Below are 21362 nucleotides of genomic sequence, written 5' to 3'. Positions count from 1 at the left end.
CAGATTGTTGGCCGGCTGGTTTTCCGGCAATTCAAGACGGACAAGTTTGAAAGAAAGCAACAATCTATGGCAAACCACAAAGAACTGCTCACTGCGTTTCAAGAGACAGGCCGTGTTTGGTTGCGCGGCGCGCTGAGTAAACGAGAGTTGCAACGCCTTGATGAGCTTGCTTTGCAAGATGGTCGTCCGGGTAAGCGCATTGACCCTGAGTCCTCCCTTTTCGAGTGCCTTACAAACGCACAATTTAATGAGCGCATCCGCGCAGTTTGGCCTGGAATGCGGCCAGTAAGGTTGGTGTCTTTTGAAAAGGCGGAGCGAAGCAACTGGGGCGTTCCTTGGCATCAAGACAGGATCATCGCGGTGCGAGGGCATGCAAATGTTAGGGGCTTCTCAAACTGGTCCTGCAAAGCCGGGGTGTGGCATTGCGAGCCGCCTCTGAAAGTTTTGGAAGGCATGTTGTTTGTGCGGGTTCATCTGGATCGCAATACTGCAGAAAATGGTGCGATGGAGATCGCATTGGGAAGCCATTGTGCAGGGAAATTGGAAACGAGGCATGCCCAATTAGCGGCGGAAAAATATGAAACAGAAACCACCGTCGCAGAGCCGGGCGATGTTCTAATACTATCCATGCTGACGCTGCACCGCTCTTTGCCAGCTAGCACTTTGGAAGGTCGGCGGGCTTTCCGAGTCGATTATGCGTCCCAACCTTTGGGGCGTGGCTTAGAGTGGTCAATCTGAGTTTTCGCAGAAAGGGCTTACGTTTTCGGCTTTAATTGCAGTGGGTTGTCCAGTTTGTATACGTTTGTATTCCAGTAACCTGTTGAAAAGTAACATTTTTCTTTACTTTGCGTGGTAAAAAGCTAGGGTGCGCGGAAATCAGGAGTTCGTGATGCCACCCGTAGAAGACCACCCATTGCGCTATAAGCTGGCAAATGAGTTGCATGCCCGGCCTTTTCCGACGCTGGATGCGCCGTGCTCGGCAGTGTTCCTGGCAATCAAGCAGCCGGTCAATGCGGTGGGCCGTGATCGGGAAGCGGACTTGACCCATCTGACCGCGCTGCTGGACCGACACGGCGCACCACATCCGCAGCCCGGCGCAACGCATTACTCGGGGCAGATCGGGCGGCATTCTTTGAAGTGGGAGCAGCACACGGAGTTCGTGACCTACACGCTGTTCACGCCGGGGCTCAGCGCGCGCCCGTTTGACCCTGCCGACTTTGAAGTCTTCCCCGAGGATTGGTTGGCAAAGGCACCTGGCGTGCGAGTGACGTCCGTATTGATCCGGGTCGAGGAACGCCCTGACAAGTCCACCTTGAGCGCGGACCTGAAAGACTGGTTTGTGCCAGAGAGCCTGGCGGTGTCAGAGGTGCTCGACGAAGCGGCCGTGGTTGCCACGGACTTTCGCATCAACCCGCAAGGGCACATGCGTATGGCGGCCTTTGTATCGCCCGGAACTGATCAGCGACGTATTGGACGCATCGTACAGCGACTGTGCGAGATCGAGACTTACAAAGCCATGTCGATGCTGGGCTTTGCCCGTGTGCGAGAGTTGTCGGGCCCGATGGGGACAATTGAAAGTCGTCTCAACCAGATGATGGGGCAAATCACCACCGGTGATGTGCCGGCAGAGGAAACACTGGATGCCCTGTTGCAGACCTCGGCTGAGCTGGAAAACATGATCGCTGCCAATTCGTTTCGATTTGGGGCGACAGGGGCCTACGAAGCCATTGTGAACCAGCGCGTCGAGGTGCTGCGGGAGTTGCGCTATGACGGGCGTCAGACCTTTGCTGAGTTCATGATGCGCCGCTACGACCCGGCGATGCGTACGGTCGCCTCGACCAAGTCGCGTCTTGAGGCTTTGGCGGACCGGGCGATGCGCGCAGGAGAGTTGCTGCGGACCAAGGTCGACGTGGCGCGCTCGGCGCAGAACCAGGCGCTGCTCGAGAGCATGGACCGGCGCGCCGACATGGCGCTGCGCTTGCAAGAGACCGTCGAGGGGCTGTCTGTGGTGGCGATCAGCTACTACGCGGTCTCTCTGGCGTCATATGTCGCTTATCCCGTGGCCAGTACGCTGGGGGTTTCCAAAGGATACCTGACCGCGATGCTCACTCTGCCGGTTGTAGGGCTTGTGTGGTGGATGGTGCGTCGGATCCGGAAGCGGATGCACTGAGCAGGCGTCCGGTGATCAAACCTCCTGCAATGATCGACAGGATCGCGGCCAGCGCTGTGATCGAGAGCGTCGGGATACCCGACAGACCCGCGCCGACGGTGCAGCCTCCGGCCATGACGCCTCCAAATCCCATCAGAGTTCCGCCAAGCAGGTAGCGACCGGTTTGGGCAGGGGTTTCGAAGCTTTGCCATTTGAAGCTGCGGAAGAGCAGTGCAGCAATCAGGCTACCAAGAACGATGCCGCCGATCAGGCCCACGCCAAAGTTGGCAGGGACCGCCGAAGAGGCGATGCCGAAGAACAGCGTGTCGGCCATGGGAGCCGTGAACGCGAGGCTTTCAAAGGTAACCGGGTCGAAATCGTCATAAAGGATAAAGCCGGTGCCGACCCAGCCCAGCGGCACCAAGAGACCCAAAAGGGAAGCGCCCGCCAGTTTCAGCGCGCCGTTACCGGAGCGCAGGGCATACACCACCGCGCCAAGGGCAATGACGCCCGTCCAGATCAAAGGCGCGCCGGGCAGTGCCGCGCTTTCAAGTGGAAGGGTGAAGCCGTTGAGCCAAACACGGGCAGGGGCCAGAACGCCCTTGAGCGTGGCATGGGCCACAAAGGCAAAGACCAGCATGACGAGGATGGCGCGCAGATTGCCTGTGCCACTGAGCACGGTCAGGCGCGAGGCACAACCGCGGGTCAGGACCATGCCGGCTCCGAACAACGCGCCGCCGGTCACCAGGGCTGCCAGGGGCAGGTCCGCGACCAGATAGCGGTGATCTGCGAAGCTGATGAAACCAAGGTGAACAGCCGCTTGCGTGCCTGCCAGAGCGACGGCCAAAGCGATCAGCCAAACGCCGAGCGCAGCGCGGCGATCCTCGCCAACCAGAGCACGTCGCAGGCAAAAACCAGTACGCTCGGCAAGGACACCAAAGACAAGCCCAAGGCCAAGCGCAAAGAACACGGTGACCTGAGGGGCGGTGATATTTTCGAAACCGAGGGATTCAAACATCGTTTTGACTCGCGTATTGGAACGTTTTCCCACTTGAAGACAAATTCGGATACTTTCAAGTGTTTGATCTATGCGCAGCTGGACGCAATATGGGAAAGTGTTCCGTTTTCGAAGGGTCACTTGAGGTCTTGTTTTGGAAAAAGAAAAAGGCCGGGCAAATCGACCCGGCCTTTTCCTGAAGATGTGAAGTTTTGTCTTTTCTTTTGCTTCAACGGCCGCGAATGCGAGGATCGAGCGCGTCGCGCAGACCGTCGCCGAGATAGTTCACACTCAGCACCGTGAGCGAGATCGCAAGGCCCGGCAGCATCACACGCTCTGGAAACTGGTCCATACGTGGCACAGCGTCCGCCAGCATCTTGCCCCAGGTCGGGAAGTCAGGCGGGAAGCCCACACCAAGGAACGACAACGCGCTTTCGGTAATGATCGCGATGGCAAGGCCAAGGGTTGCCGAAACCATGATCGGGGAAATGACGTTGGGCAAAAGGTGGCGTCGGATGATGGCACCCGGCGTGGTTCCGATGGAACGGGCCGCGACAATGAACTCTCGCTCTTTCAACGCGAGGATTTCAGATCGCACAATCCGCGCCGTTTGCATCCAACTGGTGACGCCGACGACGCCGACAATCAGGATAAACATACCCGTTTCCGGCCCGAATGTCGCACGCAGCTGTTCGCGGAACAGTGTCACGGCCACCAGCAACAGGGGCAGGATGGGCAGCGACAACACAAGGTCAGTAAAGCGCATCAGCGGCCCGTCCAGACGGCGGAAATAACCTGCAAGCACGCCAATTGTGGTGCCAATCGACAGTGCGAGGATCATGGCGACCCAGCCCACAGCCATCGAGGTGCGCCCACCTACAATCAGGTTGGCAAGCGCGTCGCGCCCAAGGTTGTCGGTGCCCAAGGGGTGTGCCCATTGCACTTTGGCATCCCCATTCCAGATCGCGGTGTAAATCGGGCGCACGTCCTTGTTGCGAATGTCGAGTTTTTGCGGGTCGATGGTCCAGACGTATTCGCCAATCAACACAGCCAGCGTGATCAACAACAGAAAGGACCCTCCCATCAGGGCGCCTTTGTGTTTGCGGAACTGGTCCCAGACATCCTTCCACTGCGAATGCGGTGGATCGGTCGGAACAGCGTCCTGGAGGGCTTCGATCTTTTGGTCTTGTTCAGTCATAGCGAATCCTCGGGTCCAGGACGCCGTAAAGCACGTCGGCAATCAGGTTGAAGACAACGATCAGCACCGCGATCATAAAGGTCAGGGTTTGCACGCTGGGCAGGTCATTGGCAAAGAGCGCGTTCAGCAACTGGTCGCCAATGCCGTTCACCTTGAACACCACCTCGGTAATGATGGCGCCGCCAAAGATGCCGGGGATCCCCAGCGCGATGGCCGTGACCACGGGGATCATCGAGTTGCGCAGCACATGCACCAACACCACGATATTCTCTGGCAGGCCTTTGGCGCGGGCGGTGCGGACGTAGTCCTGATTGAGGTTGTCGAGCATTGACGCGCGCATGAAGCGGCTGATCTGGGCTGTGGTTTGCAAGGCCAGAACCATGACCGGCATGATCATCTGCCTCAGCTGCACCACAAAGCTGTCCCAGTCATTCACCACATGAGTGGTGTCATAGACCGAAGGGAACCACCCCAGTTGCACGGCAAAAACCATGATCAACAGCGGGCCGGTAAAGAACGGCGGGATAGAAAAGCCGATCATGGTGATGAAGGTACCGGACTGGTCAAAGACCGAATACTGACGGTAGGCCGAGTAAATCCCGATCGGCAGGGCAATCAGAATGCCCACGATGTAGGACATGCCGACAACCCAAAGGGTTTGCGGCAGCCGCTGGGCCACCATGTCCATCACCGGCGAGCGGGTCTGCCAGCTGAGAATACGTTGTTTGCCTTCGGCGAAGGTCGTGCCGAACATGTTGTCGAACATCACCTGCGGCTCAATCCAGAAGAACTGAACCACCCACTTCCAGTAGCGGACGTGCAAAGGCTCGCCAAGTCCAAGCGCCTCGCGCATCTTTTCTTTGACTTCAGGGGGAACGGTCAGCGGGACTTGCGCCATTGGATCGCCCGGAGCGAGCTCAAGCAGCAAGAAGATGACAAGGCTTATGAATAAGAGCGTCGGAACCGCCAGGATCAGTCGTCGGATCGTGAATGTCAGCATATGCGGCGCCCTTATTGATCAGTCTTTTTTGTGAAGAGGCGTGAGGCTGCGGCCTCGTATATGGAAAGACGCCCCCATGCAAGGCACGGGGGCGCGTTTCTTGACGTCAGCTTATTTGACGCGATGCCAGTCAGAGGCGTTCCACAGTTCCGAGTCCCAAGTATTCAGAACCACACCACCCAGGGTGTTGGAGTGTGCAGAGACACGGCCACGGTCGACAAGCGGGATGATCGTGTAGCTCTCTTTGGTGAGCATCTCGTTCATTTGCTTGGCAAGCTTGTAGCGTGTTTCCAGATCCGAAGTGCGGCCCAGCTCGTCAATCAGCTTGTCGTACGCAGGGTCACAGAAGCGGTTGATGTTCTCACCCTGCCACTGCGATTCTGGCTTCGGCTCGTTGCCGCAGCGATACATCGACAGATACGCCTGAGGATCGGTGCCGTCGAAGTTGTTGGCGTACATTTCCACGTCCGCATAGAACTTCTGGTAGGTGTCGGGCGAACCCGGGTCGCCACCGAAGAAGACCGAGGCGTTCAGGTTACGCAGTTCGGTTTCAACACCGATCTCCGACCACCACTGCTTGATCAGCGCCTGAAAGTCCTGACGCACGGCGTTGGTCGAAGTTTGGTACAGGATCGACAGACGGACGCCATCTTTGGCGCGCACGCCGTCCGAACCCATGGCCCAGCCAGCATCATCCAGCATCTTGTTGGCACCGGCGATGTCCTGGGTCAGACAATCGGTGTTGTCAGACGCATACACGGCAGGTCCGGGAACCAGGTTACAGGTCGGACGACCGGCCTGACCGTAGCCAACTTCAACCAGCAGGTTGCGGTCGATAGCCATCGACAGCGCTTTGCGGACGTTGATGTCGCTGAGGAACGGGTGCGGTGCCTTGACGGTCGAGCGGGTGTCCGCGTCGAGGTCCGGCGACGGATCCGTCATGTTCATTTCCAGACGCTCAACCAGCGAACCAAAGGCCGCGATCGGGGTGCCTTTGCCGCCCTCGGCCATCTTGGCCAGAACGTCGGGCGCCAGCTGGAGGTTCCAGGCATAGTCAAACTCGCCGGTTTCCAGAACCGCACGACCAGCTGCGGTTGCGTCACCGCCACCTTTGAAGGTCAGCGTGGCAAAGGCGGGCTTGGCCGGGTCACGGTAGTTCGGGTTCGCCGACATCGAGATCACGTCGTTCGGCTTGAACTCGTCCACAACAAACGGGCCGGTGCCGATGGGTGCAAAGTTCGCGTCGGTGCACTCAGGGGCTTTGGCACCCAGGCAGTCCGCAAACTGAGCGGCCTGAATGATCGGCGACTGACCACCCATGAACGGGCCATAGGGGTTTGGCTTGGGCTCGTTGAACATTACTTTGACGGTCAGATCGTCGACAACTTCGACGCTCTCAACCCCATCAAACTTTGCCAGCTGAGCGCAACCACCTTCTGGGTGCATGCAGTATTCAGCGGTGAATTTGACGTCTGCCGAGGTTACGGCAGAGCCGTCCGACCACTTGAGGCCAGATTTCAGTTTCCACGTGATCGAAGTCAGATCCTCGGATACGCCGCCATTGGCAACGGTCGGGATTTCTTCGGCCAGAAAGGGGACCAGCGCGCCGTTCGGGTCGTAGCGCCCAAGCGGTTCAATCACCAGCGAGGCCGATTCGATATCCTTGGTACCGCCCGACAGGAACGGGTTCAGAATCGACGGCGCTTGCCAGTAGATGATGTTTACATGGCCATCCGATCCGCGTTCTGCAAACGCGGCAGGGGCCAGTGCCGTGGCCGCTACGGCCCCCAGCAACAGTGACTGAATCTTCATAGTTCACTCCTTGTTGAGCACTTTCGTGCCTTGTATCCGGCGACATTGTCTGTCGCTCGGGGTTTGATGTGTCATGCGAGAAGACAAATCGGGTGAGCGCCCTAAAAGCAGCGCTTCCCAAATAACATCCCCTCGCGACTGAGGGCATCTCAGACCAAGGGGCGACAAATTGCAACCCTTTGAATCCGCTTTCCCCTACGCAACCCTCGTGAAATGAACCCACCTGTTTGACAGTCAGGGCGCACTGCCGCTAGCGTCCAACAAAAGTTTCACCAATAGAAAACGGGGAAGTTGGGCGATGTTGGATAATGCAATTGCCTCCATCGAAAACCTGCGAGTCGAGTTCGAGACCAAGTCTGGAACCGTCGTCGGAGTCGAGGATGTTTCGTTCAAGGTCAATCCAGGCGAAACCGTTTGTATCGTTGGGGAATCCGGCTCGGGAAAGTCCGTTTCGAGCCTGTCTTTGATGCGCCTGGTTGAGTTCGGCGGTGGCAAAATCGCAGGTGGTCAATTGATCTTTGACCGCAAGGAAGCCGAGGACATTGATCTCGCAGTTACCGATCAGAATTTGATGCGGACGATTCGCGGAAACGAGATCGGGATGATCTTTCAGGAGCCAATGACGGCCCTGAATCCGGTATTTACCGTCGGGCGCCAGTTGACCGAAGGGTTGCGGCTGCACAAGGGCATGAACAAGCAAGAGGCCCAGGCGCGTGCGCTGGAGCTGATGCGCCAAGTCCGCATTCCAGAGCCGGAACGGCGCCTGAAACAATATCCGCACGAGCTGTCCGGCGGCATGCGGCAGCGGGTTGTGATTGCGATGGCGATGGCCTGTGAACCGCGTCTGCTGATTGCCGACGAACCGACCACCGCCCTTGATGTGACCATTCAGGCCGAAATCCTCGCGTTGATGGACCGCCTCAAACGTGAAACGGGTACTGCGGTGATGTTCATCACGCACGACATGGCCGTGGTGGCGCAAATGGCCGACCGCGTGGTTGTCATGTTCCGCGGCAACAAGGTCGAAGAGGGGACCGTCGAAGAGATTTTCGAGAACCCACAGCACAATTACACCAAGGCGCTGTTGGCTGCCGTTCCGAAATTGGGTGAAATGAAGGGTACGGATTTGCCGCGCCCCATGAAGCTCTTCGGTCATGACGATCAGGTGATCGAGGATATTCCAGGCACGGACGAACCCATCCTTACGGTCAGCAACCTCACCACCCGCTTTCCCGTTCAGGGCGGTTTGCTGCGGCGTACCGTGGCCAATGTGCATGCCGTTGAGGATGTGTCGTTCAAGGTCAATAAGGGTCAAACCCTGTCCCTGGTGGGAGAGTCCGGCTGTGGCAAGTCCACTGCGGGCCGCTCGATCCTGCGGCTTGTGGAGCCTTTGTCGGGCAAGGTTGAGTTCGACGATTGCGACGTCCTGTCGTTGAACCAAAAAGAGCTGCACAAGATCCGCCAGGACATGCAGATGATCTTTCAGGACCCATTTGCCTCGCTCAACCCGCAAATGCAGTTGATGGAACAGGTCGCAGAGCCGATGCGCAACTTTGGGACTCATTCCGGCAGCGAACTTCAGGACCGCGTGGCAATGCTGTTTGACCGTGTGGAACTGCCACGCAGTTTCATGAAACGCTACGCGCATGAGCTGTCCGGCGGCCAACGGCAGCGTATCGCCATTGCCCGCGCCTTGGCGCTTAATCCCAAATTGATCGTTGCGGATGAGGCTGTCTCGGCGCTGGACGTCTCGGTTCAGGCGCAGGTCCTGAACCTGATGATGGAGCTGCAGGCCGAACTGGAACTGAGCTACCTGTTCATCAGTCACGACATGGCCGTGGTAGAAAGGGTCAGCCACTATGTCGGCGTGATGTACCTGGGGCGTATTGTCGAAATCGGGCCGCGCCGTGAAGTATTCGAGAACCCGCAGCATGCCTATACACAGGCCTTGATGAAGGCGGTTCCCATTGCGGACCCGCGCCAGCGGAAATCGGAAAAAGATCTCAACTTCAAACCGATCCCTTCGCCAATCCATCCCGTCGGATACGAGGCGCCGCCTAGCGAGTACCGTGAAGTTTCGCCAGGCCACCTGATCTTGACCACGGACAGCGGGTATTGAGTCAACCATGCAAGTTCTCACGGCTCGACGATGATGAAAGTGGCTCTTGTGACCGGAGGTGCACGGGGAATCGGCAAGGCAATTGCCGAGGAACTGGCACAGGATCACAAGGTGCTGGCAACTTATCTCTCTACTGAACCGCCCGGCGACCAGGAAAACCTGAGTTACGTCCAGGCCGACCTGCGCAATCCGGCCGCTGCAGACAGCCTTGTCGCTGAAGTACTGGCGCGGTTTGGCAGGTTGGACGTTATCGTGAACAATGCTGGATTGGTCGCGCCCTCACCGGTGGAGGCCTTTGATCCGGACGCATTGCACGCAATTGTGGACGTCAACCTGTTGGCCCCACAAGCTCTGCTGGCCGCAGCCCTGCCGCATTTGACAGCCGGTGCGGCAATTGTCAGCATTTCCTCGGTGAACGCTGTCCTGCCCCCTATGGGGGCGGCGTTCTACGGGGCAAGCAAGGCCGCGCTGAACCTATGGACGCAGGCCACGGCAAAAGAACTCGGCCCGCGGGCCATCCGCGTCAATGCCGTGGCTCCCGGTGCCATCAACATCGATGAATCCCCACGGTCAGACGACCTGACCCAGAAATTTGTCGACTTAACCGCTTTGGGACGGATCGGCAGGCCGCAGGACATCGCGCGCGCCGTGCGTTTTCTTGCGTCTGAAGACGCGTCATTTATCACCGGTGAGGTTCTCACCGTTTCAGGAGGATACCGACTGTGACCACCAAGCTGTCGCCCCGTGAAATTCTCGACAAGTTGGTTTCATTTCCCACGATGAGCCATGATAGCAACCTGCCACTGATCGACTGGGTTGATGACTATCTGACCAGCCATGGAATCAAGGCACATCGCCATTACAACGAAGACAATGAAAAGGCCGCCATCTTTGCACATGTGGGCCCCGAGATCGAAGGCGGTGTTGTGATGTCCGGCCATACGGATGTCGTGCCCGTTGAGGGGCAGCCGTGGGGCACAGATCCGTTCGAGGTGGTCGAGAAAGAGGGCAAGCTGTACGGCCGTGGCACCTGTGACATGAAAGGCTTTGACGCATTGGCGATCTGGGCCTTGGTCGAGGGGCACTACACCGGCTTGAAACGCCCGTTGCAAATCGCGCTTAGCTACGACGAGGAAATCGGCTGTACCGGCGCCCCCCCGCTGATCGAGGCCATGGCCCCTGTGGTGCCAAAGGCCAGCGCTGTCATCGTCGGAGAGCCTTCGATGATGCAGGCCGTGACCGGTCACAAAGGCGGCACCGGGTTTCACGTGCATATGCGCGGCTTCGAAGTGCATTCGTCGATCATGCACACTGGCGTGAATGCGATAATGTATGGTGCCAAGCTAATTGAATGGGCTAACGAGATGAACGCGGCCAACAGCGATGCAGACCCCCGCGAGATTGACGCGGTTTTTGATCCGCCTTGGACCACCGTGCATGTCGGACAGATCACCGGGGGAACGGCACATAACATCACGGCGCTGGATTGCCGGTTTGGCCTCGACTTCCGCTTTGTGCCCGGCGACAGCTCGGACGTTTGGAAATCCCGGTTCAAGGCCCGTGTGGCCGAGGTTGAGGCCGAGATGCAAACCGTACAGCCCACGGCGCATATCACCCTGGAAGAGTTCTTTGGCGTGCCCGCTCTGACACCGGAACAGGACGGTGAAGCAGAACAGATCGTGCGCCGTCTGACGGGCGACAATGCTTCACGTGTTGTATCCTATGGAACCGAGGCCGGGCATTTCCAGAACGCAGGCTATTCCGCAGTCATTTGCGGACCCGGCGACATCGCACAAGCGCACCAGCCAAATGAGTATCTGACCGTTGCCCAGTTCGAAGCGGGGCAGGACTTCATGCGGCGATTACTGGACATGTTGAAAGGCTAAGTCAGATGCCAGGGTTTCCGATCACGATGGCCAATCCTGTCGAACACGCAGGACCGCTGCCATCTGAGGCTGATGTCGTCATCATTGGCGGCGGTGTGATTGGCGTTTCAACCGCCTATTTCCTCGCGAAAAAGGGTCTGCGACCGGTTCTTGTGGAAAAGGGTCGGGTTGCAGGAGAGCAGTCATCGCGCAACTGGGGCTGGATCCGGCAACAGGGACGCGACCTGGCCGAGCTGCCAATCATGATCGAGGCCAATAGGTTGTGGAAGGATATCGACGCAGATCTGGGAGAAGATATCGGGCTGACGTCCTGTGGCCTGACCTACTTTGCCGAAAGCGCGGCCGAGATGGAGCGCTACGAGACCTGGGTTCGTGACGCAGCGCCAACCGGCGTGGACAGTCGGGTTCTGTCCGTGGCGGAACTGGACCAGATGATCCCGGGGATGAAACACCGGTATTTCGGCGCGCTTCATACGCCCTCGGATATGAAAGCCGAACCTTGGCTGGCCGTCCCGGCGATGGCGCGCGCCGCTGTGCGGCATGGGGCCGTGATTGTCGAAAACTGCGCCGCACGTGTTTTAGAGCGGGTAGGGGGCCGGGTGAGCGGTGTCGTGACCGAAAAGGGACCCATCAAGGCCCCCGAAGTGGTTGTCGCCGGCGGTGCCTGGTCGTCGCTCTTTCTGCGCAACGAGGGCGTGAAGATTCCGCAGCTTTCGGTCAAGGCAACCGTTGCAGCGACGAACTCTCTACCTGAGCTTCATTCAGGAGGCGGCGTTGATTTGAAACTGGCGTTCCGGCGCCGGTCGGATGGCGGCTACACGCTTGCCGCTGCCGGATTCCATGAGATGTTTATCGGGTGGGACGCGTTTCGGCACCTGTTTCATTATCTGCCTCAGCTGCGTCGCGACTTTGCAGGGCGCACCTATCTCCCCAAGGCACCTGCGGGGTATCCCGATGGCTGGACCACCGCGCGCCATTGGGGGGCAGGGGCTGAAACACCGTTTGAACGCATGCGGATGCTTGATCCCGCGCCCAACCAGCGCAAGGTCGAGGATATTCGCCGCCGATTCATGGCTCTGTTGCCAGACATTGGGGAGGTTGAGATTGTCGCGTCATGGGCCGGAATGATCGATTCCATGCCAGACATTGTTCCTGTGGTGGACCGCGCGCCGATCCCCGGTCTGTCGATTTGTACGGGTATGTGTGGACATGGCTTTGGCATCGGCCCGGGGTTTGGCCGGATCATGGCCGATCTCGTCAGTGGTGGAGACGTCGGGCATGACCTTGGCCGCTTTCGGTTCAACCGATTTACCGACGGGTCGAAACTCGACCTTGGACCGGATCTTTAGTTTTGCGAAAATAGAGGGGAAAGACGATGCCAGTTAAAAACAGTATTGCAGAAATGCACAAAGAGATCACCGGATGGCGGCGCTACCTGCACGAGCATCCCGAGCTGATGTACGATGTGCACGAGACCGCAGCCTTTGTTCAGGACCGTCTGAAAGAATTCGGCGTTGACGAAATCACGCCCGGTATCGGCCAAACCGGCGTTGTGGCCGTGATCAAGGGGCGGCAGGACACCAAAGGTCGCGTGATTGGTCTGCGGGCGGACATGGATGCGCTGCCAATCCATGAGGCTACGGGGCTGGAGTACGCATCCAAAACCGACGGGAAAATGCACGCCTGTGGCCATGATGGCCACACTGCGATGTTGCTGGGCGCAGCGCAATATCTTGCCGAAACCCGGAACTTTGACGGCACCGCCGTTCTGATCTTTCAACCCGCCGAAGAGGGCGGCGCCGGCGGCAAAGCCATGTGTGATGACGGCATGATGGATCGCTGGAACATTCAGGAAGTGTATGGGCTGCACAACATGCCAGGCACGCCCGTTGGGCAGTTTGCAATTCGCCCCGGTGCGCTCTTGGCGTCGGCGGACGAGTTTGAGATCAAGGTCACCGGCAAAGGTGGCCATGCCGCTGAGCCGCATCAGGCGATCGACACCACGCTTGTCGCCTCGCAGATCGTGGTGAGTTTGCAGTCCATCGTCGCGCGCAACATCAACCCGGTGCACCGCGTTGTGGTCACTGTTGGCACCTTTGAAACCGATAGCGTCGCATCGAACGTGATCCCGCATACCGCGCGTCTCAAGGGAACGGTGCGCACCTTGGACACGGAAAACCGCAAGCTGGCGGAAGAGCGTATTCGCAGGGTTGCAGAAGACACGGCCTCGGCCTTTGGGGCGACGGCTGAGGTGACTTGGGAGGACGGCTATCCGGTCACGGTCAACCACGATCAGGAAACGCAATATGCCATCGACGCAGCTGCATCTGTGGTGGGGGATCAGAACATTGACGTGAATACACCGCCGATCCTGCCCGCCGAAGATTTTGCCTTTATGCTTGAAGAGCGCCCCGGCGCCTATATCTTCCTAGGCAATGGCGACACGATGATGTGCCACCACCCCGAATACAGATTCGACGATGACGCGATCCCGGTTGGCAGCAGCTGGTTCGCGGAATTGGTCGAGCGCCGCATGGCGCTGAACTGAGAAACAGGAGCGAGACGAAATGCCAGTAAAGAACAGATTTGCCGAATTGCAGGCTGAGATTACCGAGTGGCGGCGGGACATCCATGCCCACCCCGAAATCCTGTTTGAAACCCATCGCACCAGCGCGCTGGTGGCCGAGAAACTGGCCGAGTTCGGCTGCGACGAGATCGTCACCGGCATTGGCCGCACCGGCGTTGTCGGGGTGATCAAGGGCAAGGCGACCGGTTCGGGCAAAGTGATTGGTCTGCGCGCCGATATGGACGCATTGCCCATTCACGAGGCAACCGGGCTGGGCTATGCCTCAAAGACCGATGGCGCGATGCATGCCTGTGGCCATGACGGACATACGGCCATGCTGCTTGGCGCTGCCAAGTATCTGTCCGAAACCCGCAACTTTGACGGAACGGTTGTGGTGATTTTCCAGCCCGCAGAAGAAGGCGGCGGCGGCGGCAAAGAGATGTGCGATGACGGCATGATGGACCGCTGGGGCATTCAAGAGGTTTATGGCATGCACAATTGGCCGGGCAAGCCGGTTGGGTCCTTTGCCATCCGTCCGGGCGCATTTTTTGCCGCTACCGACACCTTTGATATTGAGTTTGAAGGCAAGGGCGGTCACGCGGCCAAGCCACAAGAGACAGTTGATACAACCGTAATGGCCGCGCAGGCCGTGATGGCGCTGCAGACCATCGCCAGCCGCAACGCGGACCCAGTAGATCAGATCGTTGTGTCCGTGACTTCGTTTGAAACGTCTTCAAACGCTTTCAACGTGATCCCGCAACGTGTTCACCTCAAAGGCACCGTGCGCACCATGAGCCACGCTATGCGTGATCTGGCCGAGACGCGCATCAAGGAAGTTTGCACCGGAGTCGCAGCGACCTTTGGCGGCACGGCGGCGGTGGATTACCACCGTGGCTATCCGGTGATGGTCAACAGCGATGAGCAGACCGACTTTGCCGCAGAAGTGGCCAAATCTGTCAGCGGGCATTGCGAAGATGCGCCTTTGGTCATGGGCGGAGAGGATTTTGCATTCATGCTCGAAGAACGCCCCGGCGCCTACATTCTTGTTGGCAATGGCGACACGGCCATGGTGCATCACCCAGAGTACAACTTTAACGACGAGGCCATTCCGGCGGGATGCAGCTGGTGGGCTGAAATTGTCGAACAGCGCATGCCGGCTGCGTAAGCGACGGGCGCAGCTCCGCTTAACCCAGTGCCCCGATTCAACCCGGGGTATTTGTCACCAATAAGAAAGCAAGGGGCTGCGCCGTGTGCGTGGCCCTATTTCATGAGGCTGATCAGGGACGAAACCACACCTGCGCGGTTGTTGCCTGCCTGGTCAATAAAGGCAGACGCGTTGCGGGCCAGGTTTTGTTGCCGGTCGCTGCGGATAAGGTCGGCCACGGCCCCGCCCAGAGCAGCGGCATCTTCGACCTCTTCGCAGGCCCCCGCGGCCCGCATGGCTTCGTAGGCAAGCGTGAAGTTGGCGTACAGAGGGCCGTGCAGGATGGCGCAGCCAAAATGCGCGGGCTCATACGGGTTGTGACCCCCAACAGGGGTAAACGAGCCGCCGACTAACACGATTGGCGAAAGGTGGTACCACAGACCCGTCTCGCCGAGCGTATCGGCGAGGTAGACCTGTGTGTCAGGGGCAACAAGATCACCCCGGCTGCGACGGGCGATGGTCCAGCCTTTTTGCTTGAGAAGTGCCTCGATCGCGTCGCCACGCTCGGGATGCCTGGGCACAAGGATCAACAAGGCGTCAGCGTGCTCGCGGATCACGGCGCGATGCGCGGCACTGACCTGGTCTTCTTCACCTTCATGCGTCGAACTGGCGACCCACAGCGGGCGCTTTGCGAGCAGCGGCGCTAACCTTTCAACCTCGCTTGGGTCATACGGCAGCGCGCCCGCAGCCGCTTTCATGTCACCCGTGGTTTCAATCGTGTCATCGTCGGAACTCAATTGGATCAGTGCGTTACGGGTTGTGTCGGTCTGGCAAAGAATACGGGAAAAGCGGGACAGGAGCGCGCGGGCGGTTGACCGGTGTTTTTGCCATTGCTCCAGAGATTTTCCGGACAAGCGGGCATTGATCAGCGCCAGCGGAATGCCACGTTTATGTGCCATGACAATCTGATTGGGCCAAATCTCGCTTTCAACAAAAACGGCAAGGTCAGGATGCCAGTGGTCGAGAAAGCGCCGCACCGCGCCGGGCGTGTCAACCGGTGCAAACTGGTGCAGCACGCCGGATGGCAGACGCTGAGCCGCCAGTTCCGCAGCGGAGGAGGTCGTGGTTGTCACCAGTACCTTGGTGCCATCTTGGGTAAGATCCCGTACCAGATCGAGAATTGACAGAAACTCTCCCACGCTCACCGCGTGCAGCCAGATCAACGGTCCAGCCGGACGGGGCTCGGAAAAACGGCCATTCCGCTCGGGAAATCGCGTCATCGGCCCATTTCGGGCTATGAAACGTTTGCGCGCAGCACGCAAGGCCAAGGGGGCCGCGAGGGCCGTCACGGCGCGGTAGAGATGATAGGTGAGGGTCAGCGGTGCAGCGCCCATGATGGCCCCAATCAGCCGCCGGTGTGGCTCATGTGGCGCGACATCTGCCCATCAACCTGCTGGCGGGAATAGTCGAAATCATGGCCTTTGGGCTTTAGCCGAATGGCAGCCCGAATGGCCTCTTCCAGCTTGCCTTCACCTTCGTCGCTGGCGCGCAACGGCTCGCGCAGGTCGGCCATGTCTTCCTGTCCGAGGCACATGAACAGCTGGCCCGTGCAGGTCAGCCGGACCCGATTGCAGCTTTCACAGAAGTTGTGTGTCAGCGGTGTGATAAACCCGATCTTCTGACCGGTTTCTTCCAGCCGCACGTACCGGGCAGGGCCACCAGTGCGTTCCGCCAGGTCCGTCAATGTGTAGGCGTCGGCGTAGCGCGCCCGCAAATCTTTCAGCGGCCAGTATTGATCCAGGCGATTTTCCTCACCCAAATCCCCCATTGGCATGACCTCGATCCAGGTCAGGTCCATGTCGCGACTGGCGCACCATTGGGTGATCGCAATCTGCTCGTCCTCGTTGAAGCCTTTGAGTGCAACCGCATTGATCTTGACCCTCAGCCCGGCCTTTTGGGCCGCATCGATGCCGCGCATGACCTGCGGCAGACGGCCCCAGCGGGTGATTTCGGCGAACTTGGCTTCGTCGATGGTGTCGAGCGAAATGTTCACACGCCGCACACCACAGGCGTACAGCTGGTCTGCGAACCGCTCCAGCTGCGAGCCATTTGTGGTCAACGTCAGCTCATCCAGTGCGCCGCTTTCCAGATGGCGCCCCATCGCTTGGAAAAAGGTCATGATATCGCGTCGTACCAGCGGCTCGCCCCCGGTAATCCGCAGTTTTTTCACGCCCAATCGGACAAAGGTCGAACACATTCGGTCCAGCTCTTCCAGCGTCAACAGTTCTTTCTTGGGCAGAAAGGTCATGTTTTCAGCCATGCAATAGACGCAGCGAAAATCGCAGCGGTCTGTCACGGAAACGCGCAGGTAATTCACGGCACGTTGGAAGGGGTCAATCAAAGGAGCGATCATGCGCTAATAGGTAGTCCCAATGGGGTAAGGGGGCAAGGGCAGAGGCTGCCTTTCCGTGCATGGCTCTGTCAAAGATGCTTTGGGTGCCTTAAGGGGCGGGGTTATTGGCTAATTCCGAGCTTGCCAAAGTGCTTGGTCGCTTCCTTGCGCGCAAAGGGCTTCATTGCGTCGCCATATGTGTCCAGAAACCCCACGACCCGTTCCGCGTCATGCTTGGAAAGCTCGCGCAACCACCAAGCCACAGCTTTCTGAATAAACCAATCAGGATCAGATACATAGCCGCCAGCCCAGCCAAGCACCCGATCCCGAATTTCAAGATCCAGAGGCTTGGGGTGGTTCTGCTTGGTCCAGGGCAAGGTGATCACCAACGCCGCCCGTCGGGTCCACATGTGTTCAGAACGGGTCCAGCCTTCAACCTCATCGACGCGCATTGGATCAGCGATCAGCCGCTTTTGACCCGCCATACAGGCGTGGTCCGCAATGGCCCAGCTGTCGAAATCCGGCACCCAAGAAGCGATAAGACTCCAAGCTTCTGCATCCGGCCGCAATCGGGCTTGGGTCAACAATTTTGCCGCTGCAATCCGCGCCTCGAAAACATCCGTTGCCCAGAGGGCGCCGGCTAGGTGAACACGCTCGTCAACGCTCAAGGCCTGCCGCCAGGCCTTGGTCAGATCGTTTGTTGCCGGGTTGGGAACCCCCAGAACCTCTCGGGTCTGCTTGTGGTACTGCGCCATCTGTTCCGCGCGACCGGGCTCTGCGGCGGCTCTGAGGGCAGAGAGGGCTTCGTCAAGCGTCATGTCATTGTCCACTTTTGGTTGCCTGTGTCAAAGACACTGGATCTCTCATTCTGAGCTGCCACCGATGCCACGGAAGTAAGTACCTACTCCACGGTCACCGATTTCGCCAGATTTCGCGGTTGGTCCACGTCGGTGCCCTTGGCAACAGCAGTGTGGTACGCCAGCAGCTGGGCAGGGATCGAATAGAGGATCGGGCTTAGAACCGGGTCAACGACCGGCATCACAACCGTATCCCAGACACCGTCGCCGCCCTGTGATGCGCCCTCTGCGTCTGTGATCAGCAGCACCTTGCCATTGCGGGCCATGACCTCTTGCATGTTGCTGATGGTCTTATCGAAAAGACTATCACGTGGCGCCAGAACCACCACAGGAACATGTTCATCTACCAAGGCGATAGGGCCATGCTTCAGCTCTCCTGAAGCATAAGCTTCGGCGTGTATATAGCTGATTTCCTTCAATTTCAAAGCACCCTCAAGCGCCAAGGGGTACATCACCCCACGCCCAAGAAACAAAATGTCCCGAGCTTCTGACAGATTGTGGGACACGGCCTGCAAGGTGCTTTCGCGTTCCAGAGCGGCATTCATGACTCCGGGCAACATGCGCAAAGCTGACAGTTTATCCGCAACCTCCTGCGCCGTCATCGTGCCGCGTTCGGCGGCCGCCTTGAGCGCTATCATCAACAACACGGTAAGCTGGCATGTAAACGCCTTGGTCGACGCAACGCCGATCTCGGTTCCTGCAAGGATCGGTAGAACCAGATCGCTTTCCCGGGCAATCGAGCTTTCGGGTACATTGACCACCGACACGATCTTGTCAGCTTTGCCTTCGCAATACCGCAGCGCCGCCAGCGTGTCCGCGGTCTCGCCGGATTGGCTCACGAACAGGGCGACGGTGCCTTTGCTGATGGGGGGCTCACGATACCGAAACTCCGAGGCGACATCAACTTCAACAGGAATACCCGCAAGCTGTTCAAACCAGTATTTCGCCGTGAAACAGGCATAATAAGCGGTGCCACAGGCCACCATCGTCAGCCGGTCGATCTGGGTGAAATCCAGGCCTGGGTCCGGCAAAACCACTGACGCGCCTGTGTTGTCGAGATAATGGCGAATGGCTTCGCCAATAACGGTGGGCTGTTCGGCGATTTCCTTGGCCATAAAGTGTTTATGGCCACCCTTATCCACCCGTGTCTGATCAAGCCGGATGGTTTGCATTTCCCGATTGGCGATTTCGCCGGCTTCGTTGCGAATTTCCAGGGAGGTGCGCGTCAGAACCGCGCTATCGCCTTCTTCAAGATAGGTGATGCGGTCTGTCAGCGGACCGAGCGCAATAGCGTCGGAGCCCACGAACATTTCGCCGTCGCCATGCCCAATTGCCAAGGGGGATCCCTTGCGCGCGGCCACGATCAGGTCTTCTTCTCCCTCAAAAAGAAAGGCCAGGGCAAAGGCGCCGTCCAGGCGGGACAGGGTTTTGCGCGCCGCTTCAACGGGTTGTGCACCTTTTTCTATATAGAGCTGGGTCAGCAGGGCTACGGTTTCCGTGTCGGTCTCTGTTACGAACTGAATACCGGCTGCCGCCAGCTCCTCGCGCAGTTCGCGAAAGTTTTCGATGATGCCATTGTGCACAACTGACACAGGCCCCGCGCGATGGGGGTGCGCGTTGTCGATCGAAGGTGCACCGTGTGTGGCCCAGCGGGTGTGACCAATGCCGGATTTACCTTGCAGTGGGTCGTGCACCAAAAGGTCACTTAAGTTGACGAGCTTGCCAACGGCCCGGCGGCGTTCCAAAACCCCATCATGAACCGTAGCAATTCCGGCGCTGTCATAACCGCGATACTCCAGCCGTTTTAGGGCCTCGACCAAGATGGGTGCCACTTCATGGCCGCCAAGGATGCCAACAATTCCGCACATTATTCGCCACCTCTAGAAGCTTTTTGCTTCTTAACCTTTAACAAATCGAACATTTTGCGTGCCAGGCCCGGTTTGGATACCTGAGGCGCGCGCGCAATGGCCAGCGCGTCGTCTTCAACGTCTTTTGTAATAACAGATCCGCTGCCCGTCATCGCGCCATTGCCGATGTTAACCGGGGCAACCAGCATTGTGTTGGACCCGATAAAGGCATTGGCGCCAATCGTCGTTCGATGCTTCATCACGCCGTCGTAGTTGCACGTAATCGTACCCGCTCCGACATTGGCGGCCGCCCCAATCGCGGCGTCTCCGATATAGCTGAGATGGTTGACCTTGGCGCCAGCATCCAGCGTTGCGTTCTTCACCTCGACGAAATTGCCGATCTTGACGTCCTCTGCCAACTCGGCTCCGGGGCGAAGACGGGCATAGGGCCCAACCACGCTACCGCGGGATACATGGCAGCCTTCGAGGTGGCTAAAGGCGCGTATCAGTGCACCGCTTTCCACGGTCACGCCGGGGCCAAAATACACGTTTGGCTCAATGACCGTATCGCGGCCTATCACTGTGTCATGGGACAACATCACGGTGTCTGGCTGTTGCAGGGTCACGCCAAGTTCCATCAACTCACGACGGGCATTTGCCTGGAAAATTGCTTCGGCCTCGGCCAGGTGAATGCGCGAGTTGATGCCCAGTGTTTCGACTTCGTCACACGCAACGGCCGTCACCGAAAGCCCACGATCCCGCGCAATTGCGACGATGTCAGTCAGGTAATACTCTTCCTGTGCATTGTTGGCTTCAATGGCCTCAATCATCGAAAACAGCTCATCACTTCTGGCAAGCATTACTCCGCTATTACAGAATGTTATAGCGCGTTGTTCATCCGACGCGTCGGCAAATTCAACAATGGCCTCAAGGGTGTCGCCTTGCATCACAAGGCGCCCATATTTTCCTGGATCAGCCGCTTCGAACCCCAGCACGACCACGGCATTGTCCTGACGTGCCGCAACCATCCGCTCGAGCGTTTCGGTGCGCACGAAAGGGGTGTCCCCGAACAGGACGATGACATCGCCGTCAAACTCTCGCAGTGCGTCGCGCGCCGCATCAACGGCATGGGCCGTGCCCTTTTGTTCTTGTTGCAGAACAACCTCTGCGTCTGGCGCAAACGTGTCCAATGAGCTTTTGACATCATCAAACCCGTGTCCCGCGACGACTATTGTCCGGCTCGGGTTCAACACTTCCGCAGAGCGGATCGCATGCGCCAGCATCGGAGCACCCGCAATTTGGTGCAAAACCTTGGGCATGTCGGATTGCATCCTTGTGCCTTTTCCGGCGGCCAGGATGACGAGGGCAATATTCATATTAATTCTCTTTGTAATT

General features: G+C 58.4%; 17 protein-coding genes. 8 read left to right on the top strand and 9 right to left on the bottom strand.

What is annotated here, in order from left to right; genetic code table 11:
- The first annotated feature begins 66 nt into the window (after positions 1 to 66).
- Together EK369_RS04525 and EK369_RS04520 are read left to right on the top strand one after the other, a co-directional pair.
- Entirely contained in the window at positions 67 to 738 is a 672-nt protein-coding gene (locus EK369_RS04525; protein WP_127112466.1) for a phytanoyl-CoA dioxygenase family protein, read from the top strand.
- 151 nt (positions 739 to 889) lie between these two features.
- A complete protein-coding gene (locus EK369_RS04520) occupies positions 890 to 2170 on the top strand; it encodes a DUF3422 family protein (RefSeq protein WP_127112465.1) in 1281 nt (426 codons plus the stop codon).
- Here EK369_RS04520 and EK369_RS04515 read toward each other — a convergent pair.
- The 4 genes from EK369_RS04515 to EK369_RS04500 all read right to left on the bottom strand — a co-directional run bounded on the left by EK369_RS04515 (position 2106) and on the right by EK369_RS04500 (position 7156).
- Positions 2106 to 3167: a YeeE/YedE family protein gene (locus EK369_RS04515; RefSeq protein ID WP_127112464.1), complete on the bottom strand. Its 1062-nt coding sequence runs from the start codon at positions 3165 to 3167 to the stop codon at positions 2106 to 2108. The genes EK369_RS04520 and EK369_RS04515 overlap by 65 nt on opposite strands.
- A gap of 208 nt (positions 3168 to 3375) precedes the next feature.
- Positions 3376 to 4344, bottom strand: a complete 969-nt coding sequence (locus tag EK369_RS04510; RefSeq protein ID WP_127112463.1) for an ABC transporter permease — start codon at positions 4342 to 4344, stop codon at positions 3376 to 3378.
- Complete coding sequence (locus EK369_RS04505; protein ID WP_127112462.1) at positions 4337 to 5344, bottom strand: ABC transporter permease; 1008 nt, start codon at positions 5342 to 5344, stop codon at positions 4337 to 4339. Before EK369_RS04505 ends, EK369_RS04510 begins: the two co-directional genes overlap by 8 nt.
- Positions 5345 to 5455: 111 nt before the next feature.
- Positions 5456 to 7156 carry a peptide ABC transporter substrate-binding protein gene (locus EK369_RS04500; RefSeq protein ID WP_127112461.1) on the bottom strand — a complete coding sequence of 567 codons (1701 nt, stop codon included), beginning with the start codon at positions 7154 to 7156 and terminating at the stop codon, positions 5456 to 5458.
- 298 nt (positions 7157 to 7454) lie between these two features.
- Here EK369_RS04500 and EK369_RS04495 point away from each other — a divergent pair, with 298 nt between their 5' ends.
- From EK369_RS04495 to EK369_RS04470, 6 genes are read left to right on the top strand one after another with little or no spacing between them, the layout of a single operon-like run.
- On the top strand, positions 7455 to 9275 hold the full coding sequence (locus EK369_RS04495; RefSeq protein ID WP_127112460.1) for an ABC transporter ATP-binding protein: 1821 nt from the start codon (positions 7455 to 7457) through the stop codon (positions 9273 to 9275).
- A gap of 30 nt (positions 9276 to 9305) precedes the next feature.
- Positions 9306 to 10001, top strand: a complete 696-nt coding sequence (locus EK369_RS04490; protein ID WP_127112459.1) for an SDR family NAD(P)-dependent oxidoreductase — start codon at positions 9306 to 9308, stop codon at positions 9999 to 10001.
- Entirely contained in the window at positions 9998 to 11161 is a 1164-nt protein-coding gene (gene argE / locus EK369_RS04485) for an acetylornithine deacetylase (RefSeq protein WP_127112458.1), read from the top strand. Before EK369_RS04490 ends, argE begins: the two co-directional genes overlap by 4 nt.
- A gap of 5 nt (positions 11162 to 11166) precedes the next feature.
- Complete coding sequence (locus EK369_RS04480; RefSeq protein WP_127112457.1) at positions 11167 to 12510, top strand: NAD(P)/FAD-dependent oxidoreductase; 1344 nt, start codon at positions 11167 to 11169, stop codon at positions 12508 to 12510.
- Positions 12511 to 12536: 26 nt separating this feature from the next.
- Positions 12537 to 13709: a M20 aminoacylase family protein gene (locus tag EK369_RS04475; protein WP_127112456.1), complete on the top strand. Its 1173-nt coding sequence runs from the start codon at positions 12537 to 12539 to the stop codon at positions 13707 to 13709.
- Between the two features lie 19 nt (positions 13710 to 13728).
- Entirely contained in the window at positions 13729 to 14892 is a 1164-nt protein-coding gene (locus EK369_RS04470; protein ID WP_127112455.1) for a M20 aminoacylase family protein, read from the top strand.
- Between the two features lie 95 nt (positions 14893 to 14987).
- On the opposite strand, the gene EK369_RS04465 is transcribed toward EK369_RS04470, so the two are convergent.
- From EK369_RS04465 to glmU, 5 genes are all read right to left on the bottom strand, one after another.
- The gene (locus tag EK369_RS04465; RefSeq protein WP_127112454.1) at positions 14988 to 16265 is read right to left on the bottom strand and encodes a 3-deoxy-D-manno-octulosonic acid transferase; all 1278 of its coding nucleotides are present in this window, start codon (positions 16263 to 16265) and stop codon (positions 14988 to 14990) included.
- 11 nt (positions 16266 to 16276) lie between these two features.
- The gene (gene moaA, locus EK369_RS04460; protein ID WP_127112453.1) at positions 16277 to 17284 is read right to left on the bottom strand and encodes a GTP 3',8-cyclase MoaA; all 1008 of its coding nucleotides are present in this window, start codon (positions 17282 to 17284) and stop codon (positions 16277 to 16279) included.
- 101 nt (positions 17285 to 17385) lie between these two features.
- A complete protein-coding gene (locus EK369_RS04455; protein WP_127112452.1) occupies positions 17386 to 18081 on the bottom strand; it encodes a DNA alkylation repair protein in 696 nt (231 codons plus the stop codon).
- A gap of 83 nt (positions 18082 to 18164) precedes the next feature.
- The gene (glmS, locus tag EK369_RS04450) at positions 18165 to 19988 is read right to left on the bottom strand and encodes a glutamine--fructose-6-phosphate transaminase (isomerizing) (protein ID WP_127112451.1); all 1824 of its coding nucleotides are present in this window, start codon (positions 19986 to 19988) and stop codon (positions 18165 to 18167) included.
- A complete protein-coding gene (gene glmU, locus EK369_RS04445) occupies positions 19988 to 21343 on the bottom strand; it encodes a bifunctional UDP-N-acetylglucosamine diphosphorylase/glucosamine-1-phosphate N-acetyltransferase GlmU (RefSeq protein ID WP_127112450.1) in 1356 nt (451 codons plus the stop codon). Before glmU ends, glmS begins: the two co-directional genes overlap by 1 nt.
- Positions 21344 to 21362: the final 19 nt, after the last annotated feature.

Source organism: Shimia sediminis, assembly GCF_003990645.1.
Classification (GTDB): Bacteria; Pseudomonadota; Alphaproteobacteria; order Rhodobacterales; family Rhodobacteraceae; genus Shimia; species Shimia sediminis.
This window is presented reverse-complemented; position numbering and strand designations above follow the sequence as displayed.

Coding starts and splice junctions, on each gene's coding strand:
- EK369_RS04525 (WP_127112466.1), top strand. CDS start 67: ATGGCAAACCACAAAGAACTGCTCACTGCGTTTCAAGAGACAGGCCGT.
- EK369_RS04520 (WP_127112465.1), top strand. CDS start 890: ATGCCACCCGTAGAAGACCACCCATTGCGCTATAAGCTGGCAAATGAG.
- EK369_RS04515 (WP_127112464.1), bottom strand. CDS start 3,167: ATGTTTGAATCCCTCGGTTTCGAAAATATCACCGCCCCTCAGGTCACC.
- EK369_RS04510 (WP_127112463.1), bottom strand. CDS start 4,344: ATGACTGAACAAGACCAAAAGATCGAAGCCCTCCAGGACGCTGTTCCG.
- EK369_RS04505 (WP_127112462.1), bottom strand. CDS start 5,344: ATGCTGACATTCACGATCCGACGACTGATCCTGGCGGTTCCGACGCTC.
- EK369_RS04500 (WP_127112461.1), bottom strand. CDS start 7,156: ATGAAGATTCAGTCACTGTTGCTGGGGGCCGTAGCGGCCACGGCACTG.
- EK369_RS04495 (WP_127112460.1), top strand. CDS start 7,455: ATGTTGGATAATGCAATTGCCTCCATCGAAAACCTGCGAGTCGAGTTC.
- EK369_RS04490 (WP_127112459.1), top strand. CDS start 9,306: ATGATGAAAGTGGCTCTTGTGACCGGAGGTGCACGGGGAATCGGCAAG.
- EK369_RS04480 (WP_127112457.1), top strand. CDS start 11,167: ATGCCAGGGTTTCCGATCACGATGGCCAATCCTGTCGAACACGCAGGA.
- EK369_RS04475 (WP_127112456.1), top strand. CDS start 12,537: ATGCCAGTTAAAAACAGTATTGCAGAAATGCACAAAGAGATCACCGGA.
- EK369_RS04470 (WP_127112455.1), top strand. CDS start 13,729: ATGCCAGTAAAGAACAGATTTGCCGAATTGCAGGCTGAGATTACCGAG.
- EK369_RS04465 (WP_127112454.1), bottom strand. CDS start 16,265: ATGGGCGCTGCACCGCTGACCCTCACCTATCATCTCTACCGCGCCGTG.
- moaA (WP_127112453.1), bottom strand. CDS start 17,284: ATGATCGCTCCTTTGATTGACCCCTTCCAACGTGCCGTGAATTACCTG.
- EK369_RS04455 (WP_127112452.1), bottom strand. CDS start 18,081: ATGACGCTTGACGAAGCCCTCTCTGCCCTCAGAGCCGCCGCAGAGCCC.
- glmS (WP_127112451.1), bottom strand. CDS start 19,988: ATGTGCGGAATTGTTGGCATCCTTGGCGGCCATGAAGTGGCACCCATC.
- glmU (WP_127112450.1), bottom strand. CDS start 21,343: ATGAATATTGCCCTCGTCATCCTGGCCGCCGGAAAAGGCACAAGGATG.